14 protein-coding genes are annotated in these 17,915 nt (G+C 43.9%); 4 read left to right on the top strand and 10 right to left on the bottom strand.

Annotated features, from left to right (window positions below; translation table 11 throughout):
• Positions 1-66: 66 nt before the first annotated feature.
• The 5 genes from R7E51_RS03320 to R7E51_RS03300 all read right to left on the bottom strand — a co-directional run bounded on the left by R7E51_RS03320 (position 67) and on the right by R7E51_RS03300 (position 5,784).
• Complete coding sequence (locus tag R7E51_RS03320) at positions 67-921, bottom strand: MurR/RpiR family transcriptional regulator (protein ID WP_005378021.1); 855 nt, start codon at positions 919-921, stop codon at positions 67-69.
• Positions 922-1,232: 311 nt separating this feature from the next.
• The gene (gene panP / locus R7E51_RS03315) at positions 1,233-2,879 is read right to left on the bottom strand and encodes a pyridoxal-dependent aspartate 1-decarboxylase PanP (protein WP_206957346.1); all 1,647 of its coding nucleotides are present in this window, start codon (positions 2,877-2,879) and stop codon (positions 1,233-1,235) included.
• A 211-nt stretch (positions 2,880-3,090) separates the two neighbouring features.
• Positions 3,091-3,603 (bottom strand): hypothetical protein, encoded by a 513-nt coding sequence (locus R7E51_RS03310; RefSeq protein ID WP_017634875.1) that lies wholly within the window; start codon positions 3,601-3,603, stop codon positions 3,091-3,093.
• Between the two features lie 208 nt (positions 3,604-3,811).
• Entirely contained in the window at positions 3,812-4,717 is a 906-nt protein-coding gene (locus tag R7E51_RS03305; protein ID WP_005378011.1) for a lysine exporter LysO family protein, read from the bottom strand.
• 146 nt (positions 4,718-4,863) lie between these two features.
• Positions 4,864-5,784, bottom strand: a complete 921-nt coding sequence (locus R7E51_RS03300) for an HDOD domain-containing protein (RefSeq protein ID WP_025766846.1) — start codon at positions 5,782-5,784, stop codon at positions 4,864-4,866.
• A gap of 369 nt (positions 5,785-6,153) precedes the next feature.
• Between R7E51_RS03300 and R7E51_RS03295 the strand changes: the two genes are divergently transcribed.
• Positions 6,154-6,741 (top strand): TfoX/Sxy family DNA transformation protein, encoded by a 588-nt coding sequence (locus tag R7E51_RS03295; RefSeq protein WP_005378007.1) that lies wholly within the window; start codon positions 6,154-6,156, stop codon positions 6,739-6,741.
• A gap of 193 nt (positions 6,742-6,934) precedes the next feature.
• Here the strand turns inward: R7E51_RS03295 and R7E51_RS03290 are convergent, their stop codons facing one another.
• The 3 genes from R7E51_RS03290 to R7E51_RS03280 form a co-directional block, all read right to left on the bottom strand.
• A complete protein-coding gene (locus R7E51_RS03290; protein ID WP_005378006.1) occupies positions 6,935-7,483 on the bottom strand; it encodes a hypothetical protein in 549 nt (182 codons plus the stop codon).
• Between the two features lie 291 nt (positions 7,484-7,774).
• Positions 7,775-8,272 (bottom strand): response regulator, encoded by a 498-nt coding sequence (locus R7E51_RS03285; protein WP_017820839.1) that lies wholly within the window; start codon positions 8,270-8,272, stop codon positions 7,775-7,777.
• Positions 8,269-10,209 (bottom strand): ATP-binding protein, encoded by a 1,941-nt coding sequence (locus R7E51_RS03280; RefSeq protein ID WP_206957344.1) that lies wholly within the window; start codon positions 10,207-10,209, stop codon positions 8,269-8,271. Before R7E51_RS03280 ends, R7E51_RS03285 begins: the two co-directional genes overlap by 4 nt.
• A 186-nt stretch (positions 10,210-10,395) precedes the next feature.
• Between R7E51_RS03280 and R7E51_RS03275 the strand changes: the two genes are divergently transcribed.
• The 3 genes from R7E51_RS03275 (at position 10,396) to R7E51_RS03265 (ending at position 14,312) form a co-directional block, all read left to right on the top strand.
• A complete protein-coding gene (locus R7E51_RS03275; RefSeq protein ID WP_005389614.1) occupies positions 10,396-11,664 on the top strand; it encodes a DUF945 family protein in 1,269 nt (422 codons plus the stop codon).
• Positions 11,665-11,802: 138 nt separating this feature from the next.
• Complete coding sequence (gene serC / locus R7E51_RS03270) at positions 11,803-12,897, top strand: 3-phosphoserine/phosphohydroxythreonine transaminase (RefSeq protein WP_017820836.1); 1,095 nt, start codon at positions 11,803-11,805, stop codon at positions 12,895-12,897.
• Between the two features lie 83 nt (positions 12,898-12,980).
• On the top strand, positions 12,981-14,312 hold the full coding sequence (locus tag R7E51_RS03265) for a D-serine ammonia-lyase (RefSeq protein WP_206957341.1): 1,332 nt from the start codon (positions 12,981-12,983) through the stop codon (positions 14,310-14,312).
• Between the two features lie 97 nt (positions 14,313-14,409).
• Here the strand turns inward: R7E51_RS03265 and cydC are convergent, their stop codons facing one another.
• The gene (gene cydC / locus R7E51_RS03260) at positions 14,410-16,131 is read right to left on the bottom strand and encodes a heme ABC transporter ATP-binding protein/permease CydC (protein ID WP_158173807.1); all 1,722 of its coding nucleotides are present in this window, start codon (positions 16,129-16,131) and stop codon (positions 14,410-14,412) included.
• Positions 16,124-17,911: a heme ABC transporter permease/ATP-binding protein CydD gene (cydD, locus tag R7E51_RS03255; protein ID WP_017634866.1), complete on the bottom strand. Its 1,788-nt coding sequence runs from the start codon at positions 17,909-17,911 to the stop codon at positions 16,124-16,126. Before cydD ends, cydC begins: the two co-directional genes overlap by 8 nt.
• Between the last annotated feature and the right edge of the window lie 4 nt (positions 17,912-17,915).

Raw genomic sequence — 17,915 nt, 5'->3', positions numbered from 1 at the left:
AGCAGCATTAAAACAAAAGGGGAGCCTTGAGCTCCCCTAGATAAAGTATTGACTAAGCTTTAGTGCTTAGTACTGGCTTAATTTGTCATAGCGACTGTCTTTCAACGCATCTTTTACGCGTTTTAGGTTCTCACGGAAACCTGTACCACGGCGAAGAGTGAAGCCAGTTGCTAGCACATCAATCACTGTCATTTGTACAACTCGGCTTGCCATTGGCATGTAAACGTCGGTATCTTCTGGAATATCGAGCGTGATGGCCAGCGAGCTTGCCTTTTCTAGAGGAGAATCCTTCGCTGTAATCGCAATAACCGTTGCGCCATTTTCACGAGCAAGGTTCGCTATTTCTACCTGACTCTTTGTTCGACCGGTATGAGAAATAAGAACCACAACATCATTATCACTGCAGTTGATACAACTCATGCGCTGCATAACAATATCTTCAAAACAAGTAATTGGAATATTAAAGCGAATAAACTTGTTTTGTGCGTCTCGGGCAACAGAAGATGATGCACCAAGGCCAAAGAATGAAATGCGCTTCGCTTGCGTTAGCAAATCGACCGCACGGTTCACTTGCATTGGATCTAGGCTATTTTTCGCGACATCTAAACACGCCATCGTCGATTCGAAAATCTTATGGGTGTACGCGTCTGGGCCATCGTCTTCTTCCACATTACGGTTAACGTAAGGGGTGCCGTTGGCTAGGCTCTGTGCCAAGTGAAGCTTAAAATCTGGAAAGCCCTTGGTGTCCAGACGACGACAGAAGCGGTTTACAGTGGGCTCACTAACGTCGGCCATTTTAGCCAGCGTTGCAATGCTTGAATGAATTGCAGTTTGTGGAGACGCCATAATTACTTCCGCAACTTTGCGCTCTGACTTACTGAAATTCTCCAGGTTTTTTTGAATTTTTTCTAATGTATTCATAGTGTTCACGAGGGTATAGAGAACAACTCGCTGGCTCTGCTAACGAAAGGAAACACGAAGATTCCGGAGTAGAGTGGGGCGTTAACGAAAACAACCAGCGCCATAGAATCAGTATAAACCTGATCTTCAATCAGTCTAAACCAATAACGGGTACTATTTAGTGAGAATTTGACAGGCCTCAAACAAAATGTTGTAAAAACTACAGAATTGGATGTGTAAACGAAGTTTTGTTGCGCTAGTCGCACGATAATGATGTTTGAGTTACATCAAAACGAAAAAAAATTTCAAATTGATGTAACTCGATCTGGCTGTTAAGACGATTGAATATCAACAACCAGCTGTTGAATTCTTTTCATCAAATTCGGTGCTTGCTTGGCGATTTCGCGTTGTTCATCAAGCACTGAGCTCAAAATTTCTTTTGTGGTCAGTGGATTTGCCAAAACCACTCGAAACACTATCGTGTTCATGCGTTGCCATTGGTCTGGGTTCAGTCTTGTACGTGAAACGAACGATTTGCCCGTTTCGCGCTGACGCTTTTGAATAAACTGTGTTAACTCATTGATCAGCTCATTCAGTTGTTCTTTTTGTGAGCCTTCTGCTTGTGCTAATGCTTCACGGATGAATGGCGGCAAATAACGGTATGTGAGCAGACAAAGCTCTGGTTCAGAAACTAACTCGAAATCATCTTGCTGTTTGATTAAATCCGCAAAGTATCGAGCCTTTTCAATGCTTTGGTCAATCAGAAGCTCGTAACCTGGGCGACTTATGATGTGCATTGCGGCGTAGACCAACATCGCCATGCCCGAACGTGAGCCTTCTAGTGTATGGCTGCCTAGGTCTTTTGAACCTTTGCGCAATATATATTGAGCGTGATGCTCTATGGATTTCATTGCGTCAGGGTCTTTGAACAGAACCATACCAGCGCCCATCGGGATATAGAGCTGCTTGTGTGCATCAATAGTTACTGAGTCTGCCATTTCCACACCTTTAAGAAGATGACGGTGATGGTTAGACATCAGTGTTGCGCCACCCCATGCGGCATCCACATGGAAGTGACAGCCGTGAGCTTGGCAGACTTCAGCGATTTCAGGCAATGGATCAATATTACCTGTCTCTGTTGTGCCAGCCACACCAATAACAGCAATAGGCTTGATGTTTTGTTTTTCGAGCTCAACAATTTTCGCTTTCAGGTCGTCGATAACAATACGGTTGTTGGTATCGGTTTTAACCGCAACCAAACCCTCTTGGCCTAGCCCTAATACATCGGCTGCTTTCTTAAGGGAGTAGTGACCACGCTCAGACACTAGCACCGCTAAGCCATCATAGCCATAGTGCTTCATGGCTTTAAAAAGGCCTTCCTTTTCCACGCCTTTAAATGAGCCATTGGCTCTTAACGCTTTGTTACGTGCTACCCAAAGCGCAGTGATATTGGCAATGGTGCCGCCGGAACAAAATGCGCCTAATGAGTGGTTTGCACTGTGCATCCACTGATTGTAAAACGTATCATTCTGACCATATATCAAGCGATGCAGCATACCCAAAACTTGACGCTCAAGTGGCGTAAAGGCTTTGGAAGTCTCTATTTTTACCAGGTTTTGGTTTAAGGCGATCATGATCTTTGACAGTGGCATCAAGAAATAAGGCAGTGCCGATGTCATATGACCAATGAAGCTTGGTGAAGATGTGTGAACTGAGTGCGACACCAAAGTGTCGAGTAAGTGCTCTGTATGATCTGACACGAACTCTGGCTGCTCAGGAATCTGAGCAGAAGAAAAGTCTTTTTCGATTTCGCGTAAAGGCTTTTCTTCTGCCACGATGTGTTCACGAAGAAATTGATTTAGATTTCGCGAGAGGCTCTCGTCAATTTTAGTTAACGTTGAGTCCGGACCTTCTGGGACAGTGAAGATCTTTAGCAAGCTCTCAAAGCTAACATCAGCGGTTTTTTGTTCCTTAACCATAGCAAAGAATCTTTGTAGTTATTTTGGTAATGCGAGCGGCACAATCTAAACTAAAACGGGCGCAAAGTCCCGTTTTAATTGTTGAAACCCAAGTTGTAGAAATGAAAATTTTAGGTGAAGGTTACGATATTCACATTAAAAAATTCTAGATTGAGTACGTTAAAACATTCTAGTGTTTTCGAATGCTAATCAACGACTAATGCGAGCAATCTTAGTCACATTTCTGCTTTTCAATCTTTTCTATTGACTGATTGTACTTATTAAGTGCGGTATCAATTTGTTGGGGATGACTAAGCAGATCAGCGAATGCTGAACGAAGCTCGTAGTTTTTTGGGTGGTTAGTTGATTGACGGTCGCTAAATGTCTGTTTTGCAACTTCACCTAACTTATCGCTTCGGGTCGCTAACTGCTTAACGTCATGTTGCTCTAGTTTTAACCATGCTTCGATTGGCTGTTCCGTCGCAACGCGGCTAGGGTCGTTCTCTAGAAAGTAGTGAACCGCTTCGCGGTTTAATTCAAAGTGATGTTTACGTCCATCCAAGAACCATTGACTAACTTCTTTCAGATCTGGATATTGGGTAACCGTCAAATCAACAAGATCTTGATACCACTGTAGTGAGGCATCGACGTAGCCATCGTATTTGCTAGCAAGACATTGTTGATCTGCGGCAAGCGTAAAAGTTGAGCTTGTAGCGAGGAGCGCTGCAACGACAAAGCGTTTCATTCTTCTTCCTTCTGGTTGTTATCCCTTTATTAACGCAATGCACATCAGTTGATGTTTCTCCCTTCTTTCTATTTGGTCGTGACAAATCGTTGGGCTGAATGACGAAAAGAAAGAGGGGTCTTGCCAAAAAATATTGACCACTTTGACGTTAACTGGGTATTTAAATTTTTGCCGTATTGTAATGGATGTTAAAGCGAAAACCTGAGATCTAGCTAGCAAGTGATACAAAGAAAAGCATCATAACTGGTACCAATAAACTCAAAATAAAGCCGCTAACGATAGCAACAGGAACACAACGCACACCACCGGTAGTTTGAATAACGGGTAGGGTGAAGTCCATTGCTGTTGCACCGGCATAACCAATTGCGGTGCACGGATAGCTACGAATAAAGAGAGGAATGGCAACCAGTGCGACTAACTCTCTCATCAATTCAATCAAGAACGACGCGCCACCAAATACCGGACCAAAAGCGTCACCCATTAAAATACCTGCGAGTGAATACCAGCCAAAACCTGAAGCCATTGCGAGTGCTTGATAAAGAGGAAGATCCAAAAGCACCGCTGCAAGAACGCCACCAAGCATACATGTTGCGATGACAACAGCCGCAATGGCCATTCCTTGTTTATTTAATAGGATTTGACGCAGAGTAAGTCCACTATTGCGCAGCTGAATACCAATAAAAAATAGAAGTAGAAAGAGTATCCATTCGCTTGCTGTATCTACCCAACTCAAATCAATGGGTAACAGCAGGCCAACCACTAACCCTCCGCCAACGACCACGATAAGCTTAACAGACTCTAAAGCCATCGAAGATAACGGTAGTTTCTTTTGATTCTGATTGGTCTGGAGTGGAATAATTTTATCAATAATAGGCAGAGCCAACAGGTTGCAGGCACTTAGACACAAAAAAAACGTACTCGCATAGAGGAGAATACTTTGTAAGTTGCTACTTAAATTATCGAGCGCCGCTAAGCTAAGACCCATCAACGACAAAATGACGTAAATAAGGTAGGACGTTGACTGATTGATCTTCTCCAATAACGAAGATCGAGATATAGGAATTAGATACCCCACCACAAGCGGAGCGAAAATAAATAGCATCCCTGAAAACATAAAGCTCAATGATTCCTTTTTGAGATAACATCAACACGCATAAATCAAATTATCTATCGGTTGAAATTAAAGACATTTCACCACACACAGCTCAGCCTTGAGCGAATCGTTTTATCACGGATAAGGTATTATCAGAAAGCGATAAATTACAAACCGCTAGCATTGAGTACAGCACGGATTTGATCATTGAAGTCAGTATCACTCATGTTACTAAGTTCATACAAGACTTCTGCACCAGTTAAGTTGAATTCAACTTCATGTTCGTCAATGCGTTCATCGTGATTGCGGAACATCAATAAATGATGCGCAATTCTAGCGATGTCGAGATAACTCACTTCTGGTCGCGTTAACTCGTATTTTTCATTTGAGGATACTTCTCTGAAGTCGTTGTCAAACCCCCAACGCTCAAGTACCAGTTTACTTGTGGCAGAACAACGTGTTTGGAAGATCTGCAATGCAATATCTGGGTCTAAGTAATTACCCCTATCTAAGTACAAGTGGTACTCATTAATTAGGCAAAATAACCCTATATCGGCTAATAGACCGACCAATAACGCCTTTTCTTGCTCTAGATGACCATAAGTGCCTGGCTCGTGGCTACGAAACGATTGAACCAACATCACCATGACGGCACCGAGCTCACGAGATATCGCCGCACTCTTCACCAAGATGGCATTGCATTCTTTAGTGAGATTAACTGAGTGTTTAAGTTGCTCGATCGCTTGTGCGGTAACAATATCACGTACACGAAGTATTCCGAGACGAGATACCGCTGTAGTTAAGTCGTTGCAGGTGATATTTCTGCGATTGAAAATCACAGAGTTAGCGACTCGTAAAACGACCGCTGCTAATCCGGGATCTTCCAATAAACAGTTAGCAACATCGGCAATCGTGGTGTGTTCTTCGACACATAACTGCTGAATTTTAAGCACGACATCAGGAATAGGAGGTAACGAAATCTTACCCGTGGAGATGGACTGTTCTACCAGCTGAGCAAACTCGGATTCCAGTGCGTTTATAAGCTTATCTTTATTATTTGGCAGCCAAAAAAATGATAAATGTTCCATTGTGACGCTGTACTTGAGATCTTTCGTACAGTGTACCCTTACAGCGTATTCTTTATCAATTAAATGCGTATTATGTGCCCGTAATTGCCAGCGAGATCATAATGATGGCGCGTTTTAGGCATGCTATGCGTCAAAAAAATATCACCACACGAACAATAAGTGTGAAACTAATCACGTATGCAGAATTTATACTTTTTTATATGTGACCTATGTCCTAACTTATTTTTCAACGTTAAGTATGATTAAGCAAGTTGGTGAGCACAACTCACAAAAATATCGCCAACAAATCGACATTTATAATTCGCTATAAGCTGCTGTTTATCTGGTGACATCGCTAATCGGGGTAATTTATTCAGATTAAAGAGGTCAATGGACATGACAGACCAAGCTTTTTTTAAATATGTACGCACCTTCAGTGAGTACCAAAAACGTTCTATGTTCGGTGGTATTGGTTTATTCACCGATGATGCTATGTTTGCGCTTGTCAGCAATGATTGCTGCTACTTACGTGGTGGTAATGGGCTAGATGAAGTGTTTACTCAACTGAGCTGTGAGAAGTATAAGCACGTCAAAAAACAGACGACGGCAACCGTAAATTATTATGATGTAACCGATTTATTCGAATCCGGATATGTAGGGCTTGATGAACTGGTACAGAAATCAATTGAATACTCAATTAAGGAACGGAAATATCAAAAGTCCTCTGCCAGTAGACGCTTAAGAGACTTACCCAACATGCAACTAACCCTTGAACGTATGGTCAAGAAAGCCGGTGTTGATGACGTAGAAACCTTTTTAGAACTTGGACCTGTAAAAGTCTTCAACAAAGTTAAAACGGCTTACGGTAATGATGTTGATGTAAAGCTACTGTGGAAATTTGCTGGTGCAACTGATGGCGTACATTGGAAACTGATCCAAGAGCCGCGTAAAAAACAGTTATTGGCACTGTGTGACTAAGCGAAGCTGATCGCACAATGATTGACTCGTTTCGATGGAGTTAGCGGGTCGTAAAGGCAAGTGTGAAAAGCGGAAAAAGGACGTTGAAGTTTTTTACCACTTCATTGAGTTAGTCATTAAATTAGACAAAAAAACCGAGGCAGAGACCTCGGTTTTTGTTTTTTTAATTTGCTCTTTTCTTACAGCACAAATCTTAAAACTTAAAACGCGTAGTGAACATTACCTGATCACCGTAAAAATCGTTGATACGTGCTTCAGCACCCAAAGAGAAAAGCTCTGTTGAGTGGAATCGAGCGTAGGCAGAGCCAGTCCAATCGTCATCGTTATCGATAGAAACGTAGCCGACTTTGCCGCCTACTTCTAATTGAGGGCCCAACCATTGACGAACACCTAAGTTAAGCTCCATACCAACATCTGTGCTGCTCTCATTCGAAGGTTGCACAACGCGCATTAGCATTTCACCAGTAAGATCTGCCCAGTTGTTTAGCGGAGAATGGAAGCCAAAGCCTGCAGCTGAGTCAAAATCACTTTCAAACTCAGAGTCAATACGAGCAATCACATGCGCGTTCGGGTGAATTGATTTGCTGAATCCAGCACCAAATGTCACAGGACTTGCGCCAATACGTGCTTCGAAATAGTCGTAGCTAAAGTTGCTCATAGTTGCTGGCGCATTGCGATCGTTTGCAGCTAGGGCATGGCTTGATGCCACTAGTAAGGCAGCGGCTAATAGTGTTTTACGCATAACTAACGATAAACCTTGTTCATTATTTCCATGGATTCAAGCAACCACTTGAACCGTAATCTGATTTGTCCGACATCATAATAAAAAGGAAGGTCGACGACCAACAAAAATGTGTCGATGTTTTGTCAATTAACTTAATAGTTCCTTGGTTTAAGCAAAAACTACGCCATATACGTAGTGTCCGAGAATTTCACTCGAACAAGCAACGATGTTTTTCTAACCTCGTTCTACTATGCGAGGTAAGGTGGTTCAATGAGCATCGTTGAGTTCAAGTTAGAACCAAACACTTTATTACTCGCCAAAGCTTGCTCTTCTATCTGCCATGGCGTTGAGGATTGCCTCAGAATCAAGGATTTGAGTCCAGGATAGCAGGTTATCATCATTCTCAATAACAAACGCGGTAAGCTGAGACACGATTGCTTTTCTCAATGCTTCACCTTTCCAAGGTTTGGCAATGTAATAATCGAGACTCGCGTTATTTACGGCTTCTACGGTGTCTTCCAAACCAGCTTGTCCTGTGAGTAAAACTTTGCGCGCTGCTTTTGTGTCACCATTTTGACTGAGTTCGATTAAGAAGCTGATCCCAGTTTGTTCCGGCATAATGTGGTCACATAAAATGAGCGCAAGCTGAACTTCTTCTTCCGCCATCTCCTCAATCACCTGCCGAGCTTCAGTCACCGATTCCGCTCCTTCGACGACAAAGTTCTCCTCGAAGGGAGCAAGATCTTGGAGCACGCTATCCAAGACTTCTCGTTCGTCATCGACACATAAAATTAGATACTTGGTCATGTTTCATCTCCTTCTTCGATGACTGGTAACCAGACGGTCATTCGTGTGAACTGGCCGATCTCTGATTCGACGTCAATCCACCCTCTGTGTGCTGTTACGATTTGCTGGCAGATGGACAGCCCGATGCCTAAGCCAAAGTTACCTTCTTTTTTTGTGGTGAAGTTTAGCTCGAAAATGGCGTCTCTTTGCGACTCAGGAATGCCACATCCATTATCTTCAAATGAGATAACGGCATAATTTGTGTGCTCTTTTTCTACAAGGCGTGTTTGTATGTTTAACACCCCTTTTTCTGGAAATGCGTCAATGGCGTTAGAGACCAAATTCGTCCACACCTGTTGGAGTGCGATCGGTTGACAAAGGATGGAAGGCAAGTTTGCATAGTCGGTTGAAACTTGGTGCATTTTTAATTTGTTCTCGAAAATCACCAAGGTGTCTTCAATACCCTCATGAATATCGGCATAGTGCAGGGTCTCATCATCTGACCGAGCATATCCTTTCAGGCTTTTTACCATATCAGCAATTCGTGCTGCACAGACATTAATTGAGCGAAGTGTAGAACCTGCTTTGTGGTATTGCTCTAGTGTATTGAGAGCATGATAAGACGCTTGCTGCTTTCTCGTTAGTTGGGTAAGTAGCTCTTGATCGGATTCTAAACCAAGGCTCACCACTTTCTTTGCTAATGCTCGGTCTGGAAGTGTATGGCTAAGCGCTTTTACGCGTGATCTGAGCTCGGCGGTTGAAGCGGGTTTTGAGGTTTGCGCTTTGTTCAGTAATTCAATGCCTTTGCTTTGTATATCGGAACTGGGCGCATCGTTAAGTAATCGTTCTAGCGTATGCGTTAAATTCTCTACGCCCCTTAATATCGCGGCTACTGGATTGTTTAGTTCGTGGGCCACTCCCGCAACCAATTGACCAAGCATCGCCATTTTTTCTCTTTCAATGAGCTGCTGGTGGGCTGATTCTAAAGATTCGAGCGTTTTTTGAAGTTGCAGTTTGGTGTTGATGCTTCTTTGCAATCGGCGGTTGAAGTGGCGTAAAAGCAAGTTTGTAAAAAGAGGCAGTAAGTTTGAGTCGCTTTGCATCACTTTATTGAATACGTTGCGATCGAGTTTGATAACTTCTGTTTTGGTTAGTGTTAGAGCTGTCGAGAAAGAACATTCCCCAGTAACAAACGACATGCCTCCGACAATATTCCCTTTGTTATGGCGTACAACCTCTCGCTGCATGCCTTGCTCATCGCGCTTGTACAGAGCCACTTCACCTTCGGTGATAAACCACAAAAAGCAATTTGGCTCGCCTTCCACGGTTAATAAGTGTTCAGGTGAGTATGTACGGCACGCTCTTGTTTCGTCATTATCTTTGAAAAATTGCTGGAGAGCGGAGATCACTTGCTCGGCTAACTCGGCATCAGACATCGAGTGGTAGTCGTGTAAGAATCCGGCTTGATAATGGCTCATCTGGTTATTGATGTGCGCTCGCAACAAGCTGTGATGATCCAATATCTGACTGTAACTTAACAGGTCTTCTTTGCCATTTCGCAAGATAAATTGGGTCAGCTCTTTTTGCACTGTGTTAAATAAGACGTGATCTGGCAAAGGTTTAGTGAGGCAGTGGTCGAGCCTGCCCTCATTAACGGCAGTGAGAATTGCCTCTATATCAGACGAGCAGCTAATAAGAATTTTTCTTGCTTGCTCGGTATGTGGCATCCGGTCTAAACCAATAAGAAAATCCACGCCGTTAAAATGAGCGTGATGGCTCGCTATAACTAAAGCAACAGTCTGTTCTCTTTCTTCTAGATACTCTAAAGCGCTTTGAGCCTCTTCTATCGATTCGACAGAAAAAATATCAAACTTACTTGAGAAGGCAGACAGCTCCAATCGAAACTGTTCAGCACTGATTGGGTTGTTGTCGAGACACAACACAGCATAACGATTCACAGATGTTTTAGCTCCGGTTAAAACTTCGCCACGCAAACTTTAACAATAAAAGGACATGATGAGTGGGAGCCAAGTATGATTCCTGATTAATGGACTAGAATAAGCATCAATAGTCTGATTTGTCTCAATGTTTTCTCCGCAGGTGGTTTGGGGTAGACTGACCGAAAATATCTAATAAGTGACGTTATGCAAAATCTTAAAAAAATCGGCGCCATTGGTGGTGCTATCTCATTAGCACTGTGTTGGCCATTGGCTGTCGGACAAATTGGTCAGTCCATCATTGAAGATGGTATTACCAATATGAATGATGAAATGATTAAAGGCGAAGTGGTCGAGTATCAGCGTGGCTATTTGTCTTCAGTCGTGCTGACTCGTTATTCAGTTGTTGATCCTGAGCTTAAAACGCAGTTAGAGCGTGATGGTATGCCAACGACGTTTGACGTAACCAGTGATGTTAGCCACGGTCTAACAAGCCTAACAGCAGATTCAAAATTGGTGGACAATGACTTTTTGCCTCTCACGATGCATAGCCAGACTCAACTAAATGGCAATACAGCATTTATCCTCGACCTAGACAGTTGGCATTATCGTAACGAAGCGCAAGGTGTTTCTGTTTCTACAAGCCCTGCAAAAGTAACAGGTGATGTGACGGTATTGGGTGATCTCAATTACCAAGTTTCCGTTCCTTCTGTTCAAGTGGATTTTGAAAACGGTGAAGAGCTTCATCTGAATGCATTGACAGGGCAAGGTAAAGGAAAGCAAGCAAAAGGCTACTGGTTAGGCGAGCAATCTTTCTCTCTAGAGAAGCTAGATGTGGTTGATGCGAACTTAACGCCTGTCTTTTTGATTGAAAATGCGAGCTACCGTGGTAACACTACGATGAGTGAGTCTGGTGATAAGCTGAACAGTCAATTAAACCTAGATGCTAAGAAACTACGTTTAACTGATGGGACGGATGTCGATAACTTTAAGTTGGATTTCTCAATTGCAGATGTGGATAGCCAGTCTTTTGATCAAATTATGTCTATCTATCAAAGCTCTCCTATGCTAGATGAGCAGGAAATTGCGAATTTATTGCCGCATGTCGATACGCTGTTTAGCAAAGGTTTTGATTTATCCGTGAACGAGCTTTCACTCGCGTTCGGTGACGGCAAGTTCCACAACGAGTGGCAACTATCCATCCCTGAAGGTACTGAGCATATTACTCAAGATCCAATGAAGTTGGTGACGGCCACTACTGGTGAACTTAGCACTTACTTCTCTGATGAATTAGTAACGCATTACCCATTTATTCAAGAAGGGATTGATGAGCTCCTTATTATGGAGTTGATCGAAAAAGTAGAGGGCGGTTATCAATTAAAAGCAGAAATTGGTGAAGGCAAATTGAAGTTCGAAAATGGGCATGAGTTCCCATTGGTGGCTCTACTTATGCCTGCTTTGATGCAACAACAGTAATTCGTGTTGTTGCGAATTTGTTCCAATTCAACGCTTAGTCTTTAAAAAGAGGTCGTAAGACCTCTTTTCTTGTTTTTATCACTGCGAAAACGTGATATTAATTTCTTAATATTTACTATAGCAGGAGCAATGAGCATCATGGAACAAAATACGGACAACGTATTTAACTTCAGTGCAGGGCCAGCAGGTCTGCCTAAAGCAGTTATGCAGCAAGCACAACAGGAACTAATCGATTGGCAAGGCCTTGGTACTTCGGTCATGGAAATCAGCCACCGAAGCAAAGAGTTCATCAAAGTTGCAGAAGAAGCCGAGCAGGATTTACGTGATCTTCTGAATATTCCGGACAACTATAAAGTACTGTTCTGCCAAGGTGGTGCTCGTGCTCAGTTTGCTGCTGTTCCTCTAAACTTACTTGGTGATGCCGATACGGCAACTTACATCGATGGTGGTTATTGGGCTGAAAGCGCGGTAGCTGAAGCGAAAAAATACTGCGAACCAGACGTGTTTGATGCAAAAACAGAAATCAACGGGAAAGTCGCGGTTCTACCTGCAAGTGAATGGAAAATTGCTCCAGAAGCGGCTTACGTTCACTTCTGTCCAAATGAGACCATTGATGGTATTGAGATTAACGATCTTCCTATCACCGATAAACCGATTGTTGCGGACATGTCTTCGACAATTCTTTCTCGTGAAATCGATGTGTCTAAATACGGTGTAATTTACGCGGGCGCTCAGAAAAATATTGGTCCTTCCGGCATTGCTATTGCTATCGTGCGCGATGATTTATTAGGTATGGCGAAGCAGGTACTACCAAGTATCTTGGATTACACTGTTTTGGCAGAAAAAGAATCAATGTTCAACACGCCACCAACCTTTGCATGGTACCTGTCTGGTCTTGTTTTCAAATGGCTGAAGGCACAGGGTGGAGTAAAATCGATTGAGCAAGTGAACCGCGCTAAAGCCGCGCTACTGTATGATTACATCGATCAGTCTGATTTCTACCGTAATGGCGTGCACTCAGCAAACCGTTCTTTGATGAACGTGCCATTTCAACTTGCTAAGCCTGAACTGGATGCAACCTTCCTTGAGCTAGCAGACTCTAAAGGGCTGAAAGCGCTAAAAGGTCACCGAGCAGTTGGTGGTATGCGAGCATCCATTTATAACGCAATGCCGCTAGAAGGTGTTCAAGCGTTAGTAGACTTCATGCAAGAGTTTGAGAAAAACTACGCGTAAGCTCAAACTGATAGTTATTCTCCAAAGCGTCGCTATTGCGGCGCTTTTGTTTATCTCAACTCACATCATTCCAGGAAGGTAAAATGACCAAGGCAAATATTGAAGCGCTGACTAAGCAGTTCCCACTCTTGGCAGCACTTATTGATCTTGAAGAGGTTTGTTGGTTTAACCCCCATATCACTTCCTTGGAGGAAGGCTTACCTCATGTCGGGTTAGATGAAAAAGATATTCAAGCGGCGAGTGAACGGCTAACACGATTTGCGCCTTATTTGATGAAAGCGTTTCCCGAAACGGAAACGTCGCGTGGCGTTATTGAGTCCGCAGTGGTGGATATTCCCAATATGAAAGTGCGTTTGGAGCAGCAATACGGCACGCCAATATTGGGCCATTTAATGCTCAAAAAAGACAGTCATTTGCCAATTTCTGGTTCGATCAAAGCGAGAGGTGGTATTTATGAAGTGCTCACTCATGCAGAAAAGTTGGCGTTTGATGCCGGCTTGCTCTGTGAAAGCGATGATTACAGCAAATTGTTCAGCAATGAGTTTCGGCAGTTTTTTAAGCAGTACAGTATTGCGGTTGGCTCAACCGGCAATCTTGGTATGTCCATCGGCATCATGAGTGCGAAGCTGGGTTTTTCAGTTTCAGTCCACATGTCTGCGGATGCGCGGGAATGGAAGAAAAATAAGCTCCGGTCACATGGTGTTAATGTCGTAGAGCACCAAGAAGATTATGGTATTGCTGTCGAGCAAGGTCGTAAAGAGGCAGAAAAAGATCCCAACTGTTTCTTTATCGATGATGAAAACTCACGGACGCTGTTTCTAGGTTACTCTGTTGCGGGTGAGCGTCTTAAGCAGCAATTTGATGACTTGGGAATCGTGGTTGATGAGCATCATCCATTGTTTGTTTATCTTCCTTGTGGTGTTGGCGGTGGACCTGGTGGGGTGGCATTTGGCTTGAAGGTAGCATTTGGCGAGCATGTCCACTGTATTTTCGCAGAGCCAACGCACTCACCGTGCATGCTGTTGGGCGTACATACAGGCTTGCATGACGATATTTCGGTGCAAGATTTGGGTATCGATAACATTACCGCCGCTGATGGTTTGGCAGTAGGTCGTGCCTCGGGATTTGTCGGAAGAGCGATGGAAAGGCTACTTGATGGTTTTTACACCATTGATGACGCTCGTATGTATCACCACTTGGGTGAGTTAAGTGAACTGGAAGGTATTAATCTAGAGCCTTCTGCATTAGCCGGTATGATTGGGGCAGTGCACGTCTCGAATAACCATGCTTATCAGTCTCGAATGAAATTTGACGAAGAAAAACTCAAAAACGCAACACATCTTGTTTGGGCAACAGGTGGGGGCATGGTTCCGGAAGATGAAATGGCGGCTTATCTCAAAAAATCTGGTCGGTAAATCAGCACTGTATACGTGCTTAATTAGGTAACTAATAATACAGGAATAACAAAAGGGCTCATCGTTTGATGAGCCCTTCTCGTCACTGAAAATCGAATTATAGAGATTGTAATAGCTGGTAGTAACGACCTTTTTGAGCGAGTAGCGTTGGATGGTCGCCTTGTTCGATGATCTCACCTTGTTCCATCAAACAGATGCTATCCATACTTTCTAACTCTATCAGTCGGTGTGTAATGAATACTACTGTCTTATTAGCAAAGTGTTCATTGAAAAGCGCCATCACTTTTTGTTCCGTACGCTTATCGAGGCCTTCAGTCGGCTCATCTAAGAGTAGGATTGGGGCATCACGTAGCAATGCTCGAGCAATACCGATTCGGCGTTTCTCACCACCAGATAACTGACGACCGCCGTCGCCTAACCAAGCGTCTAAACCTGGCTCTTCAAGAAGTCCGCCAAGCTCGACTTTTCGTAAAATAGTAGACAGTTGCTCATCACTTGCATCCGGAGCGGCCATGAGTAAGTTGTCACGTAGTGTCCCGTTTAGTACATCTACGCGTTGACTGACCACAGTCATTGCTGCTCGCAGGTCCGACTCGCTCCAATCTTGCAGTTTTGTACCACCGATTCGAACTTCACCTTGGTTAACATCCCAGTAGCGGCAAAGAAGCTGAATCAGTGTTGATTTACCTGAACCTGTTTGACCTACAATTGCAGTTTTAGTGCCCAACGGTAGTGAGAGTGACAAGTCTTTCAGCACCTTTTGCTGACCGTCAGGGTAAGTAAAATCTATGTTGTCGAATTCAATGTCTAACGTTGTGTCTTTATGTTTCGACTGCTCAGGGAAGACGACGTCAGGTTCAGCCAAAATTACTTCATTTAAACGACGAGCAGAAGTCAACGTTTGACCGAGATACTGGAATGCGCCCGCGATAGGCATCAGAATCTCAAAGCTAGCCATGGTTGCAAACGCGAACAGCGCAATCCAAGGATCAGGAGCACGACCACCTACGCCGTCTGCAGCAAACCAAAGCATCACAACCAGTGTAATGCCGTTCACCAGCATAAGCAGGCCTGAAGCCATGCCCGTTAAATTCGCGTTCACAAATTGGTTAGACAGCAACTGCTTCTGCTTCTCTAGAATGAGATTACGATAACGTTCTTCTGCTCCAAAGATACTCAGTTCGCTGTAGCCTTGAAGCCAGTCCAGTGTCGCCACTCGCAATTGCGCTTTATGATGAGTGAGCTTCTCGCCATTGTTTTTACCCAGTTTATAGAACAGTACTGGCCATACAAACAACATGACGGTAAGAATCGAGCCAAGCAGTAGGGCGAGATGCCAATCAAAGAACGCCAGGACAGCCGTTAAACTCAATATGCCAAAAACACCAATCACGACAGGGCTGATAAGTCGAAGGTATACGTGATCCATCGCATCTACGTCCGCTACTAAGCGGTTGAGCAGATCGGCATCACGCATCGTAGAAACACGACCCGGAATCAGTGGTGCAAGTTTCTTAAAGAAGAAGATACGTAGATCGGTAAGCAGCTTGAACGTTGCATTGTGGCTAACGACACGTTCTCCCCATCGACCTGCGGTTCGAGCCATTGCAGCGCCGCGTACCCCGGCACCTGGTAACATGTAGTTGAAGGTCTCACGAGCAACCGTCAAGCCTGCCACCGCTGCGGCTGAAATAAACCAACCTGATAGCGTTAATAAGCCAATAGACGCCGCTAAGGTCAGAAATGCCAGTAGCATACCTAGCGAAAGACCAAACCAGTGTTTTTTATAGAGTTTTAGATAAGGGAGTAAATCACGCATCTAAGTTCCCCTTGTCTGTTTCACGTTGTGCGAGGTTCGCTTCCAACATGTCTTTAAATAAGCCATCTTCTGTCGACAGTGTGGCGTAATCACCACGTTGAACAATCTGGCCGTCCTGCATAACAAGAATTTGCGATACGTTTTGTAAAGGCGCAAGTTGGTGAGTAATCATCAAATTTGTTGTGGCATGCGCATACTTGTTAATGCCTTCCATCACGAGTTTTTCACTGCGAGCATCTAAGCTTGCGGTTGGTTCATCTAATAACCAAAAACGACCATTTTGTAGCATGGCGCGAGCCAGTGCTAAACGCTGCGCTTGGCCGACAGATAAACCACCAGAACGATCAGATATCGGATAATCCAACCCATGCATTTCAACAAATTCAGCAGCGTGAGAGTCATTCAACACAGAATGTACGTCTGCATCCTGAATATTTTGCTTACCTAGTGTGATGTTATCTCGAATGCTACCGTGTAATAGCATCGGGTTTTGACCAATCCAGCTTACTGCCTCTCGCCATGTGGCTAGATCCAGTTGCGACAATTCGCAGCCATTAATTTTTAAGCTACCTTGATAAGGCATGAAACCGAGGATTGTGTTTACCAAACTTGTTTTGCCTGCGCCACTTGGTCCAACCAACGCTGTACTTTTGTTGGCTTCAAGAGAGAAGGATAGGGGACCTGCGAGCTGCTTACCTTCCGGACTAAAAATGGTTAACTGGTCCGCTTCAATGTGGATAGGGCTGTTTTTATCTAACGCTTGGGTACCATCTTTGATTTGATCGACTTCCAAATCCAGAAACTCGACAATGCTTTCTGCTGCGCCAACCGCTTGCTGTTTCGCATGATAGAACGTGCCCAAATCACGTAATGGCTGATAAAACTCTGGAGCAAGAATCAGAATGAACAAACCAGCAAAGAGCGTAACACCTGTGCCGTAGTAGCCGAAATCGAGCTCCCCGATATAACTAAAGCCAAAGTAGACAGCGGTAATTGCGATAGAAATAGAAGTGAAAAACTCTAACACCGCAGAAGACAGAAACGCGATTTTCAGAACGTCCATGGTACGAGTACGAAAGACTTCTGAAGCACCCTTTAGCGTCTCAGTTTCAGATTTTGTTCTATCGAATAAGCGAATGGTTGTCATTGCTTGCAAGCGGTCATAAAAGTGACCCGACAAACGCTGCATCGCTTTAAAGTTTTTACGGTTTGCTTCTGCGGCTTTCATCCCAACCAGTGCCATGAAAATAGGCACTAGTGGTGCAGTGACCAGGAAGATCAAGCCTGCTGCCCAGTTTACTGGGAATACGACAACCAAAATGATGAAAGGCACTAGTACCGATAATGACATTTGAGGCAAGTAGCGTGAGAAGAAATCTTGCATATCTTCTACTTGCTCTAAGATGAGCGTTGCCCAACTGCCAGCAGGTTTGCCTTTGATGTAAGCTGGCCCAAGTTTATGAACTTTATCTAAAATGAGTTGGCGAATATAAACTCGAATTTGCTCCCCGCAACGGTAACCGGCAAGCTCTCGACCCCAGGTACAAGCAGCTCGACCGATAACCGTGCCACCGAGCCCAACAAAATGCCAAATGAGGTCGGCTTTGTCGACTTGGTCAATGATTAACTGGTGCAGAATGGAGGCGAGCAGGGCTGCTTGAGCCAATAAAAACACGCTTGAAAGTACGCCTAGGCCTATCGCAATCATAAGCCAGCGCTTGGCTAACTTACTTTGTTGCTTCAGCCACTTATTCAAGCTGCTTTGCTTTTTCTTATCCATCGTG

Origin of the sequence: Vibrio sp. Vb1166, from assembly GCF_033338695.1 — a bacterium.
In the GTDB taxonomy this organism is placed as follows: domain Bacteria; phylum Pseudomonadota; class Gammaproteobacteria; order Enterobacterales; family Vibrionaceae; genus Vibrio; species Vibrio alginolyticus.
Note: the sequence above shows the minus strand (reverse complement) of the source record. Positions and strands in the feature narration are given on the sequence as shown.

Bases quoted from the DNA above. Each gene is read 5' to 3' on its own strand.
- R7E51_RS03320 (WP_005378021.1), bottom strand. From the start codon at position 921: ATGAATACATTAGAAAAAATTCAAAAAAACCTGGAGAATTTCAGTAAG.
- panP (WP_206957346.1), bottom strand. From the start codon at position 2,879: ATGGTTAAGGAACAAAAAACCGCTGATGTTAGCTTTGAGAGCTTGCTA.
- R7E51_RS03310 (WP_017634875.1), bottom strand. From the start codon at position 3,603: ATGAAACGCTTTGTCGTTGCAGCGCTCCTCGCTACAAGCTCAACTTTT.
- R7E51_RS03305 (WP_005378011.1), bottom strand. From the start codon at position 4,717: ATGTTTTCAGGGATGCTATTTATTTTCGCTCCGCTTGTGGTGGGGTAT.
- R7E51_RS03300 (WP_025766846.1), bottom strand. From the start codon at position 5,784: ATGGAACATTTATCATTTTTTTGGCTGCCAAATAATAAAGATAAGCTT.
- R7E51_RS03295 (WP_005378007.1), top strand. From the start codon at position 6,154: ATGGACATGACAGACCAAGCTTTTTTTAAATATGTACGCACCTTCAGT.
- R7E51_RS03290 (WP_005378006.1), bottom strand. From the start codon at position 7,483: ATGCGTAAAACACTATTAGCCGCTGCCTTACTAGTGGCATCAAGCCAT.
- R7E51_RS03285 (WP_017820839.1), bottom strand. From the start codon at position 8,272: ATGACCAAGTATCTAATTTTATGTGTCGATGACGAACGAGAAGTCTTG.
- R7E51_RS03275 (WP_005389614.1), top strand. From the start codon at position 10,396: ATGCAAAATCTTAAAAAAATCGGCGCCATTGGTGGTGCTATCTCATTA.
- serC (WP_017820836.1), top strand. From the start codon at position 11,803: ATGGAACAAAATACGGACAACGTATTTAACTTCAGTGCAGGGCCAGCA.
- R7E51_RS03265 (WP_206957341.1), top strand. From the start codon at position 12,981: ATGACCAAGGCAAATATTGAAGCGCTGACTAAGCAGTTCCCACTCTTG.
- cydC (WP_158173807.1), bottom strand. From the start codon at position 16,131: ATGCGTGATTTACTCCCTTATCTAAAACTCTATAAAAAACACTGGTTT.
- cydD (WP_017634866.1), bottom strand. From the start codon at position 17,911: ATGGATAAGAAAAAGCAAAGCAGCTTGAATAAGTGGCTGAAGCAACAA.